At 35.4% G+C, this 19,614-nt stretch carries 18 protein-coding genes; 8 read left to right on the top strand and 10 right to left on the bottom strand.

Annotated features, from left to right (window positions below; all coding sequences use genetic code 11):
* Positions 1-3 precede the first annotated feature (3 nt).
* From XYLOR_RS02570 to XYLOR_RS02555, 4 genes are read left to right on the top strand one after another with little or no spacing between them, the layout of a single operon-like run.
* A complete protein-coding gene (locus XYLOR_RS02570) occupies positions 4-273 on the top strand; it encodes a PqqD family protein (RefSeq protein WP_036880559.1) in 270 nt (89 codons plus the stop codon).
* 33 nt (positions 274-306) lie between these two features.
* Positions 307-1,914 carry a thiamine pyrophosphate-dependent enzyme gene (locus XYLOR_RS02565; protein ID WP_036876728.1) on the top strand — a complete coding sequence of 536 codons (1,608 nt, stop codon included), beginning with the start codon at positions 307-309 and terminating at the stop codon, positions 1,912-1,914.
* Positions 1,915-1,928: 14 nt separating this feature from the next.
* Entirely contained in the window at positions 1,929-2,501 is a 573-nt protein-coding gene (locus XYLOR_RS02560; protein WP_036876727.1) for an indolepyruvate oxidoreductase subunit beta, read from the top strand.
* A 2-nt stretch (positions 2,502-2,503) separates the two neighbouring features.
* Positions 2,504-3,811, top strand: coding sequence for an aminotransferase class I/II-fold pyridoxal phosphate-dependent enzyme (locus XYLOR_RS02555; protein WP_036876724.1), 1,308 nt, complete (start codon positions 2,504-2,506; stop codon positions 3,809-3,811).
* Positions 3,812-3,876: 65 nt separating this feature from the next.
* Here XYLOR_RS02555 and XYLOR_RS13890 read toward each other — a convergent pair whose 3' ends face one another.
* Complete coding sequence (locus XYLOR_RS13890) at positions 3,877-6,198, bottom strand: BT3233 family polysaccharide utilization protein (RefSeq protein ID WP_036876722.1); 2,322 nt, start codon at positions 6,196-6,198, stop codon at positions 3,877-3,879.
* A gap of 21 nt (positions 6,199-6,219) precedes the next feature.
* On the bottom strand, positions 6,220-8,427 hold the full coding sequence (locus XYLOR_RS02545; protein ID WP_036880557.1) for a S9 family peptidase: 2,208 nt from the start codon (positions 8,425-8,427) through the stop codon (positions 6,220-6,222).
* Positions 8,428-8,505: 78 nt separating this feature from the next.
* Between XYLOR_RS02545 and mnmL the strand changes: the two genes are divergently transcribed.
* On the top strand, positions 8,506-9,438 hold the full coding sequence (gene mnmL / locus XYLOR_RS02540) for a tRNA modification radical SAM protein MnmL/YtqA (protein WP_036876719.1): 933 nt from the start codon (positions 8,506-8,508) through the stop codon (positions 9,436-9,438).
* Here the strand turns inward: mnmL and XYLOR_RS02535 are convergent.
* Positions 9,413-10,252: a gliding motility protein GldB-related protein gene (locus XYLOR_RS02535; RefSeq protein ID WP_051508827.1), complete on the bottom strand. Its 840-nt coding sequence runs from the start codon at positions 10,250-10,252 to the stop codon at positions 9,413-9,415. The two genes, mnmL and XYLOR_RS02535, sit on opposite strands and share 26 nt — an antisense overlap.
* A 209-nt stretch (positions 10,253-10,461) precedes the next feature.
* Between XYLOR_RS02535 and XYLOR_RS02530 the strand changes: the two genes are divergently transcribed.
* Positions 10,462-11,673, top strand: coding sequence for a DUF4861 domain-containing protein (locus XYLOR_RS02530; protein ID WP_036876716.1), 1,212 nt, complete (start codon positions 10,462-10,464; stop codon positions 11,671-11,673).
* Here XYLOR_RS02530 and XYLOR_RS02525 read toward each other — a convergent pair.
* Positions 11,670-12,689 carry a glycosyltransferase family 2 protein gene (locus tag XYLOR_RS02525; RefSeq protein ID WP_036876713.1) on the bottom strand — a complete coding sequence of 340 codons (1,020 nt, stop codon included), beginning with the start codon at positions 12,687-12,689 and terminating at the stop codon, positions 11,670-11,672. The genes XYLOR_RS02530 and XYLOR_RS02525 overlap by 4 nt on opposite strands.
* 6 nt (positions 12,690-12,695) lie before the next feature.
* Complete coding sequence (gene mtaB, locus XYLOR_RS02520) at positions 12,696-14,036, bottom strand: tRNA (N(6)-L-threonylcarbamoyladenosine(37)-C(2))-methylthiotransferase MtaB (RefSeq protein ID WP_036876711.1); 1,341 nt, start codon at positions 14,034-14,036, stop codon at positions 12,696-12,698.
* 245 nt (positions 14,037-14,281) lie between these two features.
* Here mtaB and XYLOR_RS02515 point away from each other — a divergent pair, with 245 nt between their 5' ends.
* Both XYLOR_RS02515 and XYLOR_RS02510 read left to right on the top strand, forming a co-directional pair.
* A complete protein-coding gene (locus XYLOR_RS02515) occupies positions 14,282-14,467 on the top strand; it encodes a PG1828 family lipoprotein (protein ID WP_036876709.1) in 186 nt (61 codons plus the stop codon).
* Positions 14,468-14,899: 432 nt separating this feature from the next.
* On the top strand, positions 14,900-15,124 hold the full coding sequence (locus XYLOR_RS02510; protein WP_036876707.1) for an integrase core domain-containing protein: 225 nt from the start codon (positions 14,900-14,902) through the stop codon (positions 15,122-15,124).
* Positions 15,125-15,796: 672 nt separating this feature from the next.
* Here the strand turns inward: XYLOR_RS02510 and rplI are convergent.
* The 5 genes from rplI to XYLOR_RS02485 form a co-directional block, all read right to left on the bottom strand.
* Positions 15,797-16,309: a 50S ribosomal protein L9 gene (gene rplI, locus XYLOR_RS02505; protein ID WP_036876705.1), complete on the bottom strand. Its 513-nt coding sequence runs from the start codon at positions 16,307-16,309 to the stop codon at positions 15,797-15,799.
* A gap of 17 nt (positions 16,310-16,326) precedes the next feature.
* Entirely contained in the window at positions 16,327-16,596 is a 270-nt protein-coding gene (rpsR, locus tag XYLOR_RS02500; RefSeq protein ID WP_036876703.1) for a 30S ribosomal protein S18, read from the bottom strand.
* Positions 16,597-16,599: 3 nt separating this feature from the next.
* On the bottom strand, positions 16,600-16,944 hold the full coding sequence (gene rpsF / locus XYLOR_RS02495) for a 30S ribosomal protein S6 (RefSeq protein ID WP_036876698.1): 345 nt from the start codon (positions 16,942-16,944) through the stop codon (positions 16,600-16,602).
* 206 nt (positions 16,945-17,150) lie between these two features.
* Entirely contained in the window at positions 17,151-17,849 is a 699-nt protein-coding gene (gene rprY, locus XYLOR_RS02490; RefSeq protein WP_036876696.1) for a response regulator transcription factor RprY, read from the bottom strand.
* Positions 17,850-17,853: 4 nt separating this feature from the next.
* Positions 17,854-19,413 (bottom strand): sensor histidine kinase, encoded by a 1,560-nt coding sequence (locus tag XYLOR_RS02485; RefSeq protein ID WP_036876693.1) that lies wholly within the window; start codon positions 19,411-19,413, stop codon positions 17,854-17,856.
* Between the last annotated feature and the right edge of the window lie 201 nt (positions 19,414-19,614).

Below are 19,614 nucleotides of genomic sequence, written 5' to 3'. Positions count from 1 at the left end.
TATATGAAGATAAAAAAAGGATTTAATAAACGTACAGTTTGCAACGAACAGATTATTGTAGCTGTCGGAAAAGAAAATATAGACTTTAGTAATATAATATGCATTAACGAATCAGCTTCGCTACTGTGGGACAATGTAATTGGAAAGGATTTTTCAATAGCAGATTTGGTAATATTACTAACCGAAAATTATGATGTAGATGAAACCACAGCTATTAATGATGCTAATAAAGTTGCTAAAGAATGGATAGAGGCAAGTATTGTCGAAGAATAATAGTTACGATCAAATAATATAAAAATAAAAGATATGAAAAAATTATTATTAGGTGATGAGGCTATAGCTCAGGGTGCGATTGATGCAGGTATAAGCGGTGTATATGCTTATCCTGGTACTCCATCAACCGAAATTACTGAATACATACAGACATCACCCTTTGCAAAAGAAAGGATGATTCACAGTCGCTGGTCTACTAACGAAAAGACAGCTATGGAAGCTGCTTTAGGAATGTCTTTCATGGGTAAAAGAGCTCTCGTATGTATGAAGCATGTAGGCTTGAACGTTTGTGCAGACCCTTTTGTGAACTCAGCAATGACAGGTACAAACGGTGGAATAATTGTATTAGTAGCTGACGATCCTTCTATGCACTCATCTCAAGATGAACAGGATAGTAGATTTTATGGCAAGTTTGCAATGATTCCGACATTCGAACCAAGTAATCAGCAAGAAGCATACGATATGATTGAGAGTGCATATGACTTTTCTGAAAAGATTCATCTTCCAATTCTTATGCGCGTAACAACAAGAATGGCTCACAGTCGTGCTGTTGTCAATATCAAAGATGAGGCAAGAAAAGAAAACGAATTAAATTATAATTCTAAAGCAAGTGACTGGGTCTTACTACCTGCTTTTGCAAGAAAGCGTAATGTCATAGTAACAGGTCAGCAATCAATGCTTGAAGAGGAATCCTTAAATAGCAAATATAATAAATTCATAGAAGGATCAAACCATAAACTTGGTATAATAACAAGCGGAATTGCTTTTAACTATCTAAATGAGTGCTTTCCAAACGGTTGTCCTTATCCTATACTTAAAATAAGCCAATATCCATTGCCAAAAATACTAGTAAATAAATTGACAGCCGAATGCGATGAAATACTAGTAATAGAAGAAGGCCAACCGTTTATTGAAGATGTATTAAGAGGTATAATGCCTGGAAATGCAATCATTAAAGGTAGACTTTCAGGAGAACTTCCACGTACAGGAGAATTGAATCCAGATATAGTAAAGAGATCATTAGGACTTCCATGTGAAGAAAGCTTCGCACCTTGCGAAGACGTCACTCCACGTCCACCTGCACTATGCCAAGGTTGCGGGCACAGAGATGTTTATCAGGCTCTTAATGATGTTCTAAAAGATTATCCTAATGCGCGTGTATTTGGAGATATAGGTTGCTATACTTTGGGATTTTTACCTCCATATAAAGCAATACATAGTTGTGTAGATATGGGCGCTAGCATAACAATGGCAAAGGGTGCTGCAGATGCAGGACAATGGCCTGCGGTAGCTGTAATAGGAGATTCAACATTTACTCATTCTGGCATGACAGGTCTATTAGATGCTATAAACGAAAATGCGAATATTACAGTTATAATAAGTGATAACCTTACTACGGCAATGACAGGTGGACAAGATTCAGCAGGAACAAATAAGTTTGAAGCTATATGTCGTGGCCTTGGTATTGAAGACAATCATCTAAAGGTTGTTGTACCACTGCCAAAAAACATGGCAGAAATTACAAACACCATTCGCGAAGAGATAGAATACAAAGGTGTTAGTGTTATAATTCCAAGAAGGGAATGTATGCAAACATTACGTCGTCACCTAAAACAGAACAAAACAGAAGACAAAAAATAAAGGAGGAATAACTAATGAAAACAGATATAATATTATGCGGTGTTGGAGGACAAGGTATTCTCTCTATCGCAACAATAATAGGTGAAGCTGCAATGAAAGAGGATTTGTATATCAAACAGGCCGAAGTACACGGAATGTCTCAACGTGGAGGTGATGTACAAAGCAATCTACGTATATCTTCAGAACCGATACACAGTGATCTTATTGCTCTAGGTCAAGCGGATGTTATTATTAGTATGGAGCCAATGGAAGCTCTACGTTATCTGCCATATTTGAATAAAGATGGATGGATTATTACATCTAGCAATCCTTTTATAAATATACCTAATTATCCAGATCAAGATAAGCTCAAGGCTGATTATGATAAGCTTAAAAATGTCATTTCCATTGATATTGACCAATTAGCAAAAGACAATAACGTACCACGTTCTGCTAACGTAATTCTATTAGGTGCGGCACAGAAGGCCCTAGGTATTGACTACGAAAAACTGGAGACTGCAATCAGCCGTGTATTTGCCAGAAAAGGTGATGCAATAGTATCGGCTAATATAAAGGCTCTATCTATTGGTAAAAAAGCTCAGAAATAAATATGAAAGCAACTCCAATAAAAAAAGAAATAATAGATAACGCCATAAAAGATTTTGGCATACAAGACTTTGCAAAAGCGACTATTAGAGAGGTTAAATCAATCGCAGCATATGCAGAAAAAGAATCTGGCGTAGAATTTATAAAAATGGAGATGGGTATTCCCGGACTTCCAGCTGCAAAAGTAGGTGTTGACGCACAGATTAAGGCGTTAGAATCCGGAATAGCTCACAGTTATCCTGATATACAGGGACTCCCTGCACTTAAATCAGAAGCATCAAGATTTGTTAAGGCATTTATAGGTGTTGACATCAGTTCAGAGGGATGCATACCTGTATGTGGTTCTATGCAGGGCACATTTGCATCTTTCCTCACTTGCTCACAATGTAATCCCCAAAAAGATACTGTTTTATTTATTGATCCGGGCTTTCCTGTGCAAAAGATGCAATTACAGGTACAAGGTGTAAAGTATGAGACTTTTGATGTATATGATTTCCGTGGTGAAAAACTAGCTCCAAAACTAGAAAGTTATTTGAGTAAAGGTAATATATGTACCATTATATACAGTAATCCCAATAACCCATCATGGATATGTCTTAATGAAGATGAATTAAAAGCGATAGGAACACTTGCAACTAAATATGATGCAATTGTAATGGAAGACCTAGCATACTTTGCTATGGACTTCCGCAAAAATCTCAGTACACCTTTTGCCTCTCCATATCAAGCTACTGTAGCCAGATATACAGACAACTATATTCTTCTTATTAGCGGTTCTAAAGCCTTCAGTTATGCAGGAGAGCGTATTGGAGTGACATGTATATCAGATAAATTATTTCACAGAAAATACGATGCATTGGCTGCAAGATATGAGGGTCTGCCATTCGGTTTGGTTTTTTCAACACGTATGCTTTACGCACTATCTTCTGGAACTAGCCATAGCGCTCAATTTGCAATGGCGGCAATGCTAAAGGCTGCAAGTGATGGAACCTTTGACTTTAGAAAAGAAATTAATATTTACGGAGAAAGAGCTCATAAACTAAAAGAAATCTTTTGCCGTCATAAGTTTTATATTGTATATGACAAAGATCTAGACGAAGATATCGCAGACGGATTCTATTTTACCATTGGATATCATGGCATGACAAGTGGAGAACTGGCTCATGCACTCATGTATTATGGTGTAAGTGCAATCTGCCTTATAACTACAGGAAGTCATCAAGAAGGCTTGCGCGTATGCACATCGTTTATAAAAGATAACCAATATGATTTATTAGAAGAACGTATGAAAATCTTCGAAGAGAATAATTGATAATTATCAAATAAAAAGCCCCCAAAAGTGTTAATACTTTTGGGGGCTTTTATAATATATCAGAATCACTTATAAGAAATTTCGAATGGCGATTTTAAGCTATTCAGATAAGAATTAATTCTTATCTGCCATTCTTCCTGTGATAGACAATCATACTTACTCCATGCTGCACCAAAGTAGTATGTATACTTTTCACCACTTTTGTAATCCTTTATTATACCAATCGCATGACCTGCATTTCCCCTTGTTGGATTTTCATACATAAGTTTTTTAGTAGAACTTACAAAATCAGGAAATAAGGTTCCAACATATATTTGGAAGTTTTGTCCTTTTGGATTGTCGGTAGGATCAGCGTATTGAACGTAATTTTTGCCTAAAACAACGCTAGTTGTATCTTCTGAATGAATGACTACGCCTGCACACAAATCGCAAGGTTTTGTTAGTCCATCATACCAAACAGTCTGTTTATTGAAATTTGAACCTTTATCAAGGCTCAACAAACGGTGCTCTATCACATTATTATCTCCTTTTATTTTACTTGGATTATAAGTCAAACTAACAGTAAAACGTAAAGGACCATTATCTAATATTTCGTAATCCTTATAACAATATGGAAATATTATTTTATCACCATCGAGCAATGCCGGAGTACCACAACCCAATGTTGGACCAACCTTATAACAATCAAATCCATAACCATGATCATAATGATAACTGGTAGCCTCTTCTAGAGCATCGGCACCTTCTTTATCTGTTTTTTTCAATTCAGCAATAGGCTCTTTCATTATATCTTCTGTATGGTATCTGTCTTCCTCTACCAAATCAGGAACATTTTTAAGCCAAACATCGTTACCATAGGCATCCTCACCTGTTCGTTGCAATGCCGGACCGTAAAGACGATAAGCACATCTGTCATTTTCCCATCCAATATCATCTACACGTTCAGGATACTGACGACCATAAACATAATTTTTAGGAGTAGCCGGCAAGCCCTTACTTATAATAAAAGAGGCTGTTCCCAAAGGACGTACAGATGCTTCTATAAGAATTTTGCCATCATAAGTCAGTTGATAAGGAACTTCCTGCCCTACTGCATTCTTAACAATAAACTGTCTTCCTCCTGATATACCTAGTTTATCAAAGACCGTTTTAGCATCCAATTCTACAACCTTATGGTACAAATTATTATCTTTATTTTTAATATCAACCTCAAAAGGTTTTATATTAGAGGCACTCACACTATTGTCATCAAAACGAACTTTCTCACATGCAGCCAAAAGAAAAGCACCAGTACCAAAGTTAGATATATTTTTAGCTGTCAACTGTTGCCCTTTTATTGCCTTTTCCCCTATTGGTTGTACATAACCAACAGAACCGTCATTTTGTAAAGCTACATTAGATAGATAATTCCAAGACTTATCAACAACGGGCTTATATGTAGCAACATCCAGAATTCCATGGTTCATACCCCATAGCAATCCGTAAGTAAAGAAGGCTGTTCCACTAGTTTCAGGCCCATTAGCTTCTTCAGCATCAAGCAATGAACGTGTCCAATAACCTTTTTTCTGCTGACATTTAGCAATTGATGAAGCAAGCTCTTTAAATCTCTGTAAGAAATATGAATAATGCTCATAAGATTTGGGCATATCTTGCAATACTTTAGCAAGTCCCGCAAAAACCCAGCCATCACCCCTTGACCAAAAGTCTTTATTTCCTTTAACAGTTTTATGTTCCGGATAAATGTACTTCGCATCTCTATAATACAGATGACTGTCTTTATCATACATCAGATTGTCTGCATAAGAAAAGTTTTTATATAGTTTATCAAGATACATTTTGTTACCTGTAACCTTATACAATTTAGTCATAACAGGCATTACCATATATAAAGCGTCAGACCAATACCAATAATCAGTAGCAGAAGAAGCACATTCAGAATCCATTACTTCCTTTGCACGAGCTATCTTGTAAGCATTAGGATTCATTTCATACATATCTATATATGTCTGAAAACAAATTTGCCAGTCTCCAAACAGTACATGTTGCTGATCTTCACCATACTTTTTATATAGCCATTTGGTAGGGTCTGCCTCTGTAGCTCCCTGCCATTTGTTATAACGTGCCCATTTATCACTGTACTCCAAATATTTAGCATTACCTGTAAGACGATAAGCTTCAATATTACCAGTAAAGTAAGCAGCATTATCCCAAAAAGCATTAACTTCAGGGCTATTAGTAGACTGCCAATGACTATTTACTTTTTCTATCATCTTCAATACAGAAGATGCAGAAGTGTCTTTTGTTTTTGCCTTCTGCTTTGCCTCTATAGGCAGTGTAAGTAGCATCATGCACAAAGACAAAGCAAAAATAGTTTTTAAAGTTTTCATTGATTTGTTTTATTATTATATTTATTTCATTTCTGTAAGAAAGAAATTAGTTATCTGTCTAAGCAAATGATTACGTGTATTACCTCCATATATACTATGATTTCTATTCACATATATATTTTCTTTAAAGTCCTTATCAGCTTGTACTAAAGCTTCGGTGTACTCTGCTGTATTCTGAAAATGTACATTATCATCGGCTAGTCCATGACATATCAGTAACGCTCCATGAAGATTATTTACACGGGCAATCGGATTTACTTCATCATAACCTGATTTATTCTCTTTTGGAGTGCGCATATAGCGTTCAGTATAAACAGAATCATAGTAGCGCCAGTTTGTTGGTGGGGCCACAGCAACACCAGCTTTAAATACACCTCTACCCTCACTCATACTCATCAGCGTATTCCAGCCTCCGTAGCTCCATCCCCATATTCCTATGCGATCTTTGTCTACATATGGTAGAGATCCCATATATAAAGCAGTTTCAACCTGATCTTTTGATTCTAAATCACCAAGTCGTAAATATGTACACTTTTCAAAGTCAGCTCCCCTTCCGCCTGTGCCGCGACCATCTACACAAACACATATAAATCCCTGTTGCGCCAAAGATTCTTCAAAGATAGCACCCTGTCCAAAAGCTCCTATCCCCCATTTGTTGAGTACTTGCTGATTCCCTGGTCCACTATATTGATATAGAATCACCGGATATTTCTTATTAGGATCAAAATCAGAAGGTTTTATCATCCATCCGTTAAGTTTTATACCTTCAGATGTTGTGAAAGAGAACATTTCACATTTTGATATATCAAATTCTTTTAATTTATTATCTAAGGCTTTATTGTCTATAAGTGTAACAAGTTCATGACCTGAATTATTACAAATCGTATATACAGAAGGGGTATTCATGCTACTGTATATATTAATAAAATATTTAAAGCCATGACTGAATATAGCATCATTCCACCCAGCCCTTTTTGTTAAGCATTCTACACTTCCATTTGATTTTGACACATATACGTCCTGTTGGGTTACTCCATTTTCGTTCGACGAATAATAAACGTTACCATTATTCTCATCATAACCATACACATCATTTATAACAAAGTTTCCTTTGCCTATCTTACGTATTAATTTGCCGTTGATATCATAGAGATATAAATGATTAAAACCATCTTTCTCACTCGGAAGCAGTATATGATTATCAGTAAAACAGATATTTTCAAGCCCTTCTTCCTTTACATATTTATCGGATTTGTCTTCTATTACCAACTGAGAAACAGTGCTTCGCGGATTTGCCATGTATATACGAAGATCGTCTTGATGGCGGTTGAATGTCATTACTGCTATTTTAGCAGGATCTTTCGTCATAACAATCCGTGGCATATACCCATCGGCATCAAGAGCTACCTTCATTTTACGTGTCTGATGAGATTGTATGTCATAACTCAATGCCTCTACAGAAGAATTGGCTTCACCTGGAACAGGATACTTGTAACTGTACTGTCCGGGGTATTCTGCGAATTCATTTCTTTCAGGCTCCAGCCCCTTAAACAACTGCAATGAATATTGCTTTACATTAGATTCATCATAACGTATCCAACATATCATCTTGCTATCTGCTGTAAAGACCATACTTCGAGCCGTAGAAAATTCCTCTTCATTAACCCAGTCAGGGATTCCATTGATAATCCCGTTAAACTTACCATCTATAGTAACCTGACTTTCTGAATTATCATAAAGCAACTTAACCAAATATATATTATTTTGTCTTACAAATGCGATGTTGTTACCATCAGGAGAAAATAGTGGAGTTTGTTGTGGGCCCCTATCACTCAATGGTACCATCTTATTGTTATTGATGTCATAAATATAATACTCGGCGGTAAATGAACGGCGATAGATTCTCTTTGTTTGCGTTTGTATAAGAATACGTTTCCCATCCGGGCTCATTATATATCCATCAACGTTTTGTATTTTTTTACCTCTAACTGTATTAACATCAAAAAGCGCTCCTATTGGTTTACCTGTTTTAAAAGAGTACTTAACGATCTGCTTACCATCTGAACTTATCTGTGCATATGCTTCACCGTCATTCAGAGTTGTTACGTCATCAAGCGTTTCCTGCTTGAAAGTATTATCAGTTATTTGCTTTACAGTAATTTTATTACCTGCATTCATTTGTATTGAACCAATTAGTAATGTAGTACATAATATAGAAAAAAATTTCATAAGCATATTATTTTGATTTATTATGTCGCAAAGATACAATATTTTTCGTATATTTGCGCCTCATAAGTTTTAAAATATATGAATAAAGCTCTATATAATGACTACGGTTCTTGGATTCGTAAAAAGTTTGATTTTCGCGTACAAAAAATATCCGTAAATGCAGGATTCTCATGTCCCAACCGTGATGGACGTATTTCTTTTGGTGGCTGCATTTATTGTAATAATAAGACATTCAACCCTGCTTATTGCGACAACACAAAGAGTGTTACAGAACAACTATCTGAAGGAAAAATATTCTTTGGTCGCAAATATCCTGAAATGAAATATATAGCTTATTTTCAAGCTTTTACTAATACATACTCAACAGTAGATGAACTTAAAGCCGTATACGAGGAAGCTCTAGAATGTGATGATGTCGTAGGCATAGCTATAGGTACACGCCCCGATTGTATATCAGGACCATTGCTTGACTATCTAGAAGCCCTTAACAGACAGACTTTTGTTACTATAGAATATGGTATTGAATCTACTAACGACGATACTCTCAAGAAGATAAATAGAGGGCATAATTTTGAATGCGCCAAAAGGGCGGTATTTGAAACTGCAGGCAGGGGCATAACAACCTGTGGACATATAATATTAGGACTGCCTGGAGAAAATGAAGTAGAATCACTTAGACAAGCACCCATTATTTCTTCTTTACCACTAGATATTCTAAAGATGCACCAGTTGCAAATAATTAAGGGTACAAAATTAGCTAACGACTATAACCAAACACCCTTTCATCTTTATACCGTAGACGAGTATATATCATTGATTGCTGAATATATACAATATCTACGTAAAGACTTGGTACTAGAGAGATTTGTTTCACAATCACCTAAAGACATGTTGGTCGCTCCATATTGGGGAATAAAGAACTATGAGTTTACGAACCTATTGAATAATAAGCTCAACTCTGAAGGTATATATCAAGGAAAAAAAATTAAGGCTGAGGTTGGACATTCTTAACCTTAATACCACTCTCACTTATTATTTTAGAATAGTTATTATCCTTCAATAGTTCGGCTATAGAAGTATCTGTATTCTTCATATAATAGCTTACTATCTTTACGTAATCGTTATTAAAAACCTTCTTCTTCATGACATGGTTTGCCACCCACTGAATTTTTCCAATGTGCATATCACGTTCTAGTTGACTGCTAGTCTCAAAATTTTTCAATGGATACAGACTTAAAATATAAAAATTAAGACAGTCTGGAACTATAGATTGCCTATTCATCATCTTACGTTGATCTGCTGAATAGAACTTTTTATACAATGGATATTTTTCTCCTAAATACTTATCTAGAGAGATACCTATACTATGATTACCAACTACTACGCTCTGGTCTAGAGCTCCTATTTGAGCATAAATGTGAGGCATCGGGAAATCTGGTATCAACTTATTCAATTTAGAAAAAGCTTCACTCATATTTTTATTCACATCATCCATATTAGCATACTCTACTTCAACATCAGATACTATACTTTGTAATATTGTATCTTGATAAAAATTAAGAAATTTAGAGTTTATCTCTGGGTCATTAACTTCGCCTAATTTTAATACGTCTTCTATCAATGTGCGGGTTTCCATGGGATAACCTGTGTTCATCTGTTGCAATGCTGAAAAATCACCTGTGGTAAGATAAGTACTTTCCAAACGATCGTAACGAGATATCTCTAATTCAGATTTTTCTCCATAACTATCGCTAGGCCTTAAATGAAACTCACAACTTATTGTAAGAATCATCAATACTAATAATATGTAATAAGCTTTACGCACTAAATATATCTACTTTTATTGAATACTGTTAAAATTGTACGCAAAAGTACTAAAAAATATATTCAAAACCAAATATAAAGCTAAAAAAATTAAATAATATGCACAATTTGTTGAAATTGTGTAATTATTTGTTGATAATTTAATATTTACTGCGCTATTTTATCTGTTTAAAGTACCTTTGCCTCTAAAATAAACAAACTAAAAACATTATGAGAAAATTATTTGTAGGTCTGTCCTTAATTTCGATAGCTCTATGCGCTTCTGCTCAGCAATCGATAAATATTACAGTATACAACAAATCAAGAATCGCGCGAGAAAATGCGCCTGTAGTCTTACAACTTAATAAATATGGTAAGGTCAAGTCCGCACTTGTTACACTTAATGGGAAAGAAATTCCATGCCAACTTGATGATATGAATGGAGACGGCACTAACGATGAGTTGTGCTTTGTCACGGATATCAACAAGGAAAGTAACCTAAAGTTCAATATTCAATTATTCGATAAAGGAACTCCAAGAGAATATCCGGCCAAAGTATATGCAGAAATGCTTATGACAAACAAGAAAATAACTAGCTCAAACAAACAGAATCTTTATATAAGCAGCCTTACGACCGACCGTGGTGTTAATCCATATTGGATGATGCATCATCATGGACCAGCTTTCGAAAGCGACCTTGTGGCATATAGAATATATTTTGACCACAGACAGACTGTAGATATTTACGGGAAAAACCACAAAGGACTTGAATTAAAACAAACTCAATTCTATCCCGACAAGACACAAAAGGCTGCTGGTACAGGTGATGATGTACTATGGGTTGGTGAAACTCTTGGTGTAGGTACTCTTCGTGGATGGGATGGTAAGGCCCCTGTTATGATTAGCGATGTGGAACACCGCACTGAACGTATTTTGTCTCGCGGACCTTTACGTACTGTTATTGAGATCGTTGACAAAGACTGGAAACCAAGTGCAAATGACGAACCAGTTGATATGATAACACGTTATACATTGTATGCAGGTCATCGTGACTGTGCTGTAGATATCAAATTTAGCAAACCCGTAAATTCTTACAAATTTTGCTCAGGAATTATTAATGTAAAAAATTCTGTTGAATTTTCTGATAAGCAAGGATTACGCGGATGCTGGGGCACGGACTGGCCTGTATCCGAAAAAGACTCTGTAGGGCACAAACGTGAGACTGTTGGACTTGGAATTTGCATAAATCCCAATAATATAATTAGCGAACAACCAGCTGATAAAGATAATTATGCATTCGTTATTTCAACAAAAACAGATGAACTACACTATGGAATCGTATTCTGCAGTGATAATGAGGACTTTGGATATCATAATGCGAAGACTTGGTTTAAATTTTTGAAAAGTTGGAAAGAAGAATTATGCAATCCTTTAGAGTACTAAGGCAATTCTGAAAATAGTTTTCGGCCTTTTACATAATATTGCCAGAGTAGCGAAAAGTCACGCTTCTCTGGTATTTTTTTTAACACTGTTGTCTGCTGTATATTTGTTCTATCTTCATCAAAAGTGTTCCTCCACTTCTTAAAAGCCTTCCTTGCCTTATAAATGGCTTTAAAGTCTCCTATATTAAAATTGATAAAGAGTGTTTCAAATGCTGCAATATAATCCAAGAACCAACGCACTCGCATAACATGTTTTAATTCGTCATCAGGCAGATTCTTGTAAAGCATGGTCAAATTATTGCGAAAATTCAGAAAGGTCTTCATCGGATTACTTTTTGGCAAAGTACCACCACCTACATGATATACATAACTTTCAGGTATGCAAAATATTTTGCGCCCCTTTAGTCTCAATCTCCAGCATAAGTCTATTTCCTCATTATGAGCGAAGAAACGACCATCTAGGCCTCCAACTTCTTTATAATCCTTAGCCCTTACCATCAATGAAGCACCTGTAGCCCAAAAAATCTCTGTAGCATAATCATACTGGCCGTTATCTTCTTCTACATTATTAAAAATCCTTCCTCTACAAAATGGATAACCATATTTATCTATGAATCCTCCACACGCTCCAGCATATTCAAAAGAATCTTTGTCTGCCTCTGATAGCAATTTGGGTTGACATGCAGCAGCTTCAGGATGAACATCCATAAATTCGATTAACGGTGTCAGCCAATGATGAGTAACTTCAATATCCGAATTGAGAAGCAAATAGTATTCAGCATCTATCTGCTCAAGGGTTTTATTATATCCATCAGCAAAGCCCCAGTTTTTTTCCAGGCGAATCAACTTACACATTGGGAAATCTTTTTTCAGCATTTCGAAAGACCCATCAGTAGATGCATTATCAGCTACATATATGGAAGCATCATCACGAGAATACTCTATCAATGAAGGCAGATATTGCTTTAACATCGACAGGCCATTCCAGTTTAATATTACTATTGCTACTTTATCCATTATCTATTACTTTAGTTTCGCTATTAAAGCTGAATTATCAAAATTAAAGCCAACAAGTTCCACATTTATCAGTTTATTATCCATCTCTACAGATGAATATTCTGCAGGCAATTCAACTCGTATATAATTCTTAGTAAAACCATGCATTGATTTGCCACGCGGAGCCTTCTCAAAAAGAACTTCGGCATCACAACCTATATGTTTGGAATAAAACTCATGAGTTTTCCTGTCTGATAACTCCAAAAGTCTCTTACTGCGTAGTTTTTTGTCTTTGTCTGAAACAACATACGGAATACTTAGTGCTGATGTACCAGGACGTTCAGAATAAGGGAACACGTGCAATTGTTTTACATCAAGAGAATCAAGAAAACGATATGTCTCTTCAAAATATTCAGGTGTTTCTCCCCTCGTACCAACCATAACATCTACGCCAATAAATGCATCCGGTATTTTTTCTTTTATGAGATTTATTTTATGAGCAAAAAGAGCACTATCATAACGACGGTGCATCAGTTTTAGAACAGAATCAGAACCACTCTGAAGAGGTATGTGAAAATGTGGCATAAAAGCTCTACTTGTTGCACAGTAATCTATAAGCGAGTCTTCAAGCAAATCCGGCTCCAAACTACTTATTCTGAAACGATGTATTCCTTCTACGTGATCTAGAGCTTTAACAAGATCTATGAAAGTCTCTCCGGTTGTCCTTCCAAAATCACCTATATTTACACCCGTAAGTACTATTTCTTTACCTCCTTCACTTGCAGCCGATTCAGCTTGAGCAATTAATGATGCTATTGTCGGATTTCTACTGAATCCACGTGCAAAAGGTATAGTGCAATAGGTACAGAAATAATCACAACCGTCTTGAACCTTTAGAAAATAACGTGTACGATTACCTCTAGAGCAACTAGGAGCAAATGACTTAATATCTTTCGTCTTTACAGAAAAATGTTGGTGCAAGGATTCATCTTTCTTAGAACCACTCCATGCATCGGACAAAAATTGAATAAGATTAGCCTTTTCGTCTGAACCTAGTACTAAGTCTACCCCATCTATATTACTTACCGTTTCAGGCTCTAGCTGGGCATAGCAACCTGTTACTACAACAAACGCATTTGGATTATTACGCACAAGGCGATGGATTGCCTGACGACACTTGTGATCTGCAACTTCAGTCACAGAACATGTGTTTATTATACAGATATCTGCCTGTTCATCAGTACGAGCAGTTTTTACCCCCATATCATGCAACATCTTTCCGAATGTAGATGTCTCTGAAAAGTTAAGCTTGCAACCTAAAGTAAAGTAGGCTGCCGTTTTGCCTTGAAAGGCGGATGAATCTATCATATTATAATGTATTGAAAACCTTGCAAAGTTACATTAAACCTATCGAAGAACAAAACAAAAAATGAATTTTATATACATTGAAAAATTAACACTTCACAAGCTGCTGATATTCAAGTAGTTATCAAAAAGTTACACTTTAATAAAAAAAAAGTACTAAAAAAAGGAACAACGTATTAAAAAAATACTTACCTTTGCAACGTTTTAATAAACAAATGATTGTTTTACAGATTTAAAAAGCAAAGAAAATGAAAAAATTAGTTTTAGCATTCGTAGCTGTAGTAGCTATCTCTTTCGCATCTTGTGGTAACAAAACAGCTCAGGCTCCTGCACAGGATTCTGACTCTGTAGCAACTGTTGACAGTGCTGCAAATGATTCAGCTGCTGCTGATTCTGCTGCTGTTCCAGCTGATAGCGCTGCTGCTCAGAAGTAATCATGAGATTCGCTTAAAGCGAGTGCGATGAAAAAATTGACCGCTAGACTTAGTCTAGCGGTTTTTTATTTTAATATCTGAATGGATAATATACGGCATGCAATTTTTGCGTAGATTTTATTAAGCGAATGATTTATTTAATTCTCAAATAAATTTGCAACTTTCATTTTTTTATAAAAAATACCACAATACCACTCTTGTATGTAAGTGGCTGATAATTAATACGTTAACTATTTACAAAGGCGCTCTGATGTGTCACTAAACGTCACTTAAATACCACTTATATTGCACCTATTACGATAAACATCTGTCAATTATACCTAAACTTAATTATTAAGTACCACTTTTAAATTACACACAACATAATAATGCATAAACCCAACCGGAAATATTGCTGAAGATGTATACCATAATGGTAATACGTTTTCCAAGATGTATACCAAATTCTGGCATAGTCAAACAGACAATGCTATTGCAGAACGTGTCAATGGCATCATAAAGCAGGAATGGATTTATCGTATGAAAAGGCCCAAGAATATGGATCAGGCAATCCATATATTAAAAAACATCATATACTTCTATAACAATAAGAGGCCACATATGAGTAACATGATGAAGACACCGGCAGAGAAAAGGAGAAATTATGTTGGATGTTAACGCTCTTTGGAGGCTTCACGCCTCCAGCCGCTTGGCAAATCACCGTAGTGTTTTTCATAGTTCTTATGTTGGATATATGGTATTTTTATTTAACTTTGTAAGCAACAAAACATACATAGAACAATATGTAAAACATTTTCTTTGTGTTAAGCAAATCAGGAAGGCTTTTATATTTCTGTAAAGTGGATCAGTAAAGATTTTAATAATTTGTATAGTAATTCAGTAAGTATAACAACAAAGATGTATACCTAATTCAGGCATAGTCAAACAAATCGATATCTTTTGTCAAAAGCATAGCTCTTGGGTTGCGGAAGCATAGCTCTTGGTTAGCTTATGGATAGCTTTAAGTTAGTAAAAGGATAGCTATTACATTGTAAAAGCATAACTCTTTTATGGTAAAAGTAGAGCTTTATATAAAGTGGCATTTAAGTGACGTTTAGTGACACATCCGAGCGCCTTTTAACATGGTTAACACATTAATTATCAGCTACTTACATACAAGAGTGGTATTGTGACATTCTTTTATAAAAAAGAAAATTAAAAAGCATTGAAAAATTCACAAAATACATAATACAGTTAACAGATAAACACCATAACTACAAAAAAAGTCCCGACCAAATTAATTGGGCAGGACTCTTAATGTATAATAAAATTGTTGCTTTACAGCGAAAATTATTCTGCTGATTCTTCTACGACTTCAGCCTTTGGAGCCTCCTTTGCTGGAGCTGCTGCAGGTTTAGACGCATTCTCTGCAAAAACTGTTACAGGAATTTCTACAACGACTTCCTTATGGAAATGTACAGTAGCGACATACTCACCAACTGTCTTAATATCCTTCATAGTGATAATCTTACGATCAACATCAATACCCTTAGCCTTAAGAGCGTCAACTACAGAAGAAACATTTACAGATCCATAAGTCACACCTTTTGCACTAACCTTAGCTGAAATTTCAAGAGAAACATCTTTAAGAGCTTCTGCCTTCTTTTCTGCTTCAAGTTTAAGAGCTGCAAGTTTATGAGCCTGCTGTCTTAGGTTCTCAGCGAGTACCTTCTTTGCAGATTCAGATGCTATAATACCTTTACCCGTAGGTATAAGGTAATTACGGCCGTAACCAGATTTTACGTTTACAATATCATTCTTGTAGCCTAAGCCCAAGATATCTTCTTTTAATATAATTTCCATTCTGTTTCCTCCACTAATTATTTCATCAAGTCAGTTACATAAGGAAGCAGTGCTATTTGGCGCGCACGCTTAATAGCCTGAGCCACACGACGCTGGTACTTCAAAGATGTACCTGTAATACGACGAGGAAGGATCTTACCTTGCTCATTCAAGAATTTCTTCAGAAATTCAGGATCCTTATAATCGATATACTTAATACCGCTCTTCTTGAAACGGCAATACTTTTTCTTCTTTGTATCCACTGAAGGCGGAGTCAAATAACGGATTTCTGATTCTTTTGCTGCCATAATTTATGCCTCCTCTTTTTTACCTAATTTGTTTCTTCTCTTCTCAGCATACTGTGCAGCATACTTTTCGAGCTTAACTGTAATGTAACGAATAACTTTCTCATCACGGCGATAAGCTGTTTCGAGAGTTTCGATTATTGTTGGCTCAGCTTTGAACTCTAACAGGCAATAAAAACCTGTTGATTTCTTTTGAATAGCATAAGCCATTTTTTTCAAGCCCCAAGTCTCTTCGTTCAAGATCTCTGCACCATTATCGGTGAGTACTTTCTTGAATTTTGCGACCGCTTCCTTCATCTGTTCATCAGACAAAACGGGAGTTAAAATGAAAACGGTTTCGTATTGATTCATACTACTTTTAAAAATTAATTGTTTATAATTTTGCAAAATGCGGTGCAAAGGTAATTCTTTTTTTTTATTATCACAAATATTTTTGTGTTTTTGAGACTAAAAAGAGGTAAAATAATAAAAAAGAAGATATTACAACAATAATATAAAACTTAAAAGCTGATATCAACGATTGTCAATACCAGCTTTTAATATCCATTGTTTTAAAATTATTCCTGTTCCGGAGTAATCAATTTGTATCCTTTACCATGAATATTGATAATTTCAATTTGATCATCATCTTTTAGATGCTTACGAAGTTTAGTGATGTAAACATCCATTGAACGTGCATTAAAATAGTTATCATCTATCCAGATTGTTTTCAATGCGAAATCGCGCTGCAGGATTTCATTTGCATGTGAGCAAAGAAGTGCAAGAAGTTCGTTCTCTTTTGTTGTAAGCTTTGTCTGCTTATCACCGATAGAGAGTAATTGTTTCTGCGTATCAAATGTGAATCTTCCAATATGATAAAGAGTACTTTCCTTGTTTTTCTTGCCATGTACACGACGAAGTATTGCCTCGATGCGCAGTACAAGCTCTTCCATTGAGAATGGCTTTGTGATATAATCATCAGCTCCTATTTTAAAACCTTCAAGAATGTCCTCTTTAAGAACTTTAGCTGTCAAGAAGATAATAGGCATTTCTGCATTAGCCGAACGAATTTCTTGCGCCAGCGTAAAACCATCTTTCTTTGGCATCATAACGTCTAATACACATATGTCAAATTTACTCTTCAGAAAAGCTTTAAAACCAGCTTCTCCATCAGGACACAATTCTGCTTGATATCCTTTTGCTTGCAGATACTCGCGAAGTAGCATTCCTAGATTTTCATCATCTTCGCACAACAAGATTTTCAGTTTCTCGTCCATAGTCTTAATTTTTAATTATTGGTAATGTTATTATAAATTTTGTCCCTTTTCCATACTCGCTTTCTACGCGGATATTGCCTTTATGCAAATCTACTATCTTTTTGACATAAGCAAGTCCCAGGCCGAAACCCTTGACATCGTGTACGTTACCAGTATGTACGCGATAGAATTTCTCAAATATTTTTTTCAGATTTTCTTTTTTAATTCCTAGTCCGTTGTCTTCTATTGACAGACAAACGTTATTCTCATCATTCCATGTAGCCACCTTAAGGAACATTTCCTCGTCGGGTTTACGATATTTTACTGCATTATCAATCAGATTGAACACAACATTAGTAAAGTGCATCTCATCTACATATATTGTAGGATAGATTGCTTTTAAGTCTACATTTATCTTACCGCCTGTATGCTCTACTCTAAGGCTAAATGTCCTTGAAACACTTTCTACAAGTGCATTGATATCAAGTTCTTTCTTTTTGAAAATAGCTTTTTTACGATCAAACATCGACATCTGCAAGACTTTTTCAACCAAGAACCTTAGTCGTTTAGTCTCATCGCTTATCACTCCTGCTAAATGTTTCATCATAGTAGCACTTTTTGTGACACTCTCATCATTAAGCATCTGTGCTGCCAGCGAAATACTGCTTATTGGCGTTTTCAACTCATGTGTCATATTATTGATAAAGTCATTCTTTATCTCTGTAAGCCTTTTCTGCCTGAATACAACTACAATAGTAAATATGAATGTAACAAGAAGTACTATCGTAAATATTATTGATGGTATCATAAATCTTACACTGCTGAATATATAACTATTCATATCAGGGAAGTGTATCTTTACGACTCCCATTTTTGACTGTGGGTCATTTCTAAAAAGCACTTGCGTATATGTATATTCTTCACCCTGAGGTTCATAATCAGGACAACGATAAACTTCTCTTCCATCTTGTGTGGAAACAGTGAAATGATACGGAATATCTATACCGTTATTAAGCAATTCAGAACGTAAATCCTGATCCAAAAGCTTAAAGTTTACGCGCTCTTTCAATGGTTTGTCTGATGCTGTATACAATATACTATAAACAACCTCATCTAATAATGCTTTCTGATATACATATCTATTTTTGACTATCTCCTGTAGTGATTTTGACGCTTCGGTAAGGGTGTTCTTATCATTACGGAGTATCATCGCCTTTGGCATTGTAGAAGGTTTAGTCGTAATCGTCTTTAATTCAAAAGAAGAATATACAGTGCCATCTTTACCTGTTACTGCATATTGATGGGAATGCTGTATCGGACCATTAATGTCAACTCCTCTCCTCCCTATAGAATCCTGCTTTAAAGATCTACGTTCTGTTTCGTTAACATCTTTCTCCAAATATCTTAGAGTCTCATTCAACTCAAGATTTCTGGATGCCTGATATAGACTTCGGTTGACAGACTCATCAAACTGTTCTTTTTTCATCTTTACCATCTCTTCGATGTATAAAAGCTGAAGAACTAACAGACCGATGAATGAAAAACCCATCACAAATGCTATTACCCAAATTGTTTTCTTTTTCATGTTGGCAAATTTAGTCTATTTATTTAATCAGTGTACTAATTAAGTTAATTATTTCCCCATATTTAACATAGTTAACGTAATTCATCTGTTATAATTGAAATATTTTAATTATAATAACCAAAAATAAATTTTATATTAATGTAAAAAAATAAATCCATTTATATGTACATCAAAAAGAAAAAAAAACTATATTTGCCATTG

Source organism: Xylanibacter oryzae DSM 17970 (genome assembly GCF_000585355.1).
Taxonomy (GTDB): domain Bacteria; phylum Bacteroidota; class Bacteroidia; order Bacteroidales; family Bacteroidaceae; genus Prevotella; species Prevotella oryzae.
Note: the sequence above shows the minus strand (reverse complement) of the source record. Positions and strands in the feature narration are given on the sequence as shown.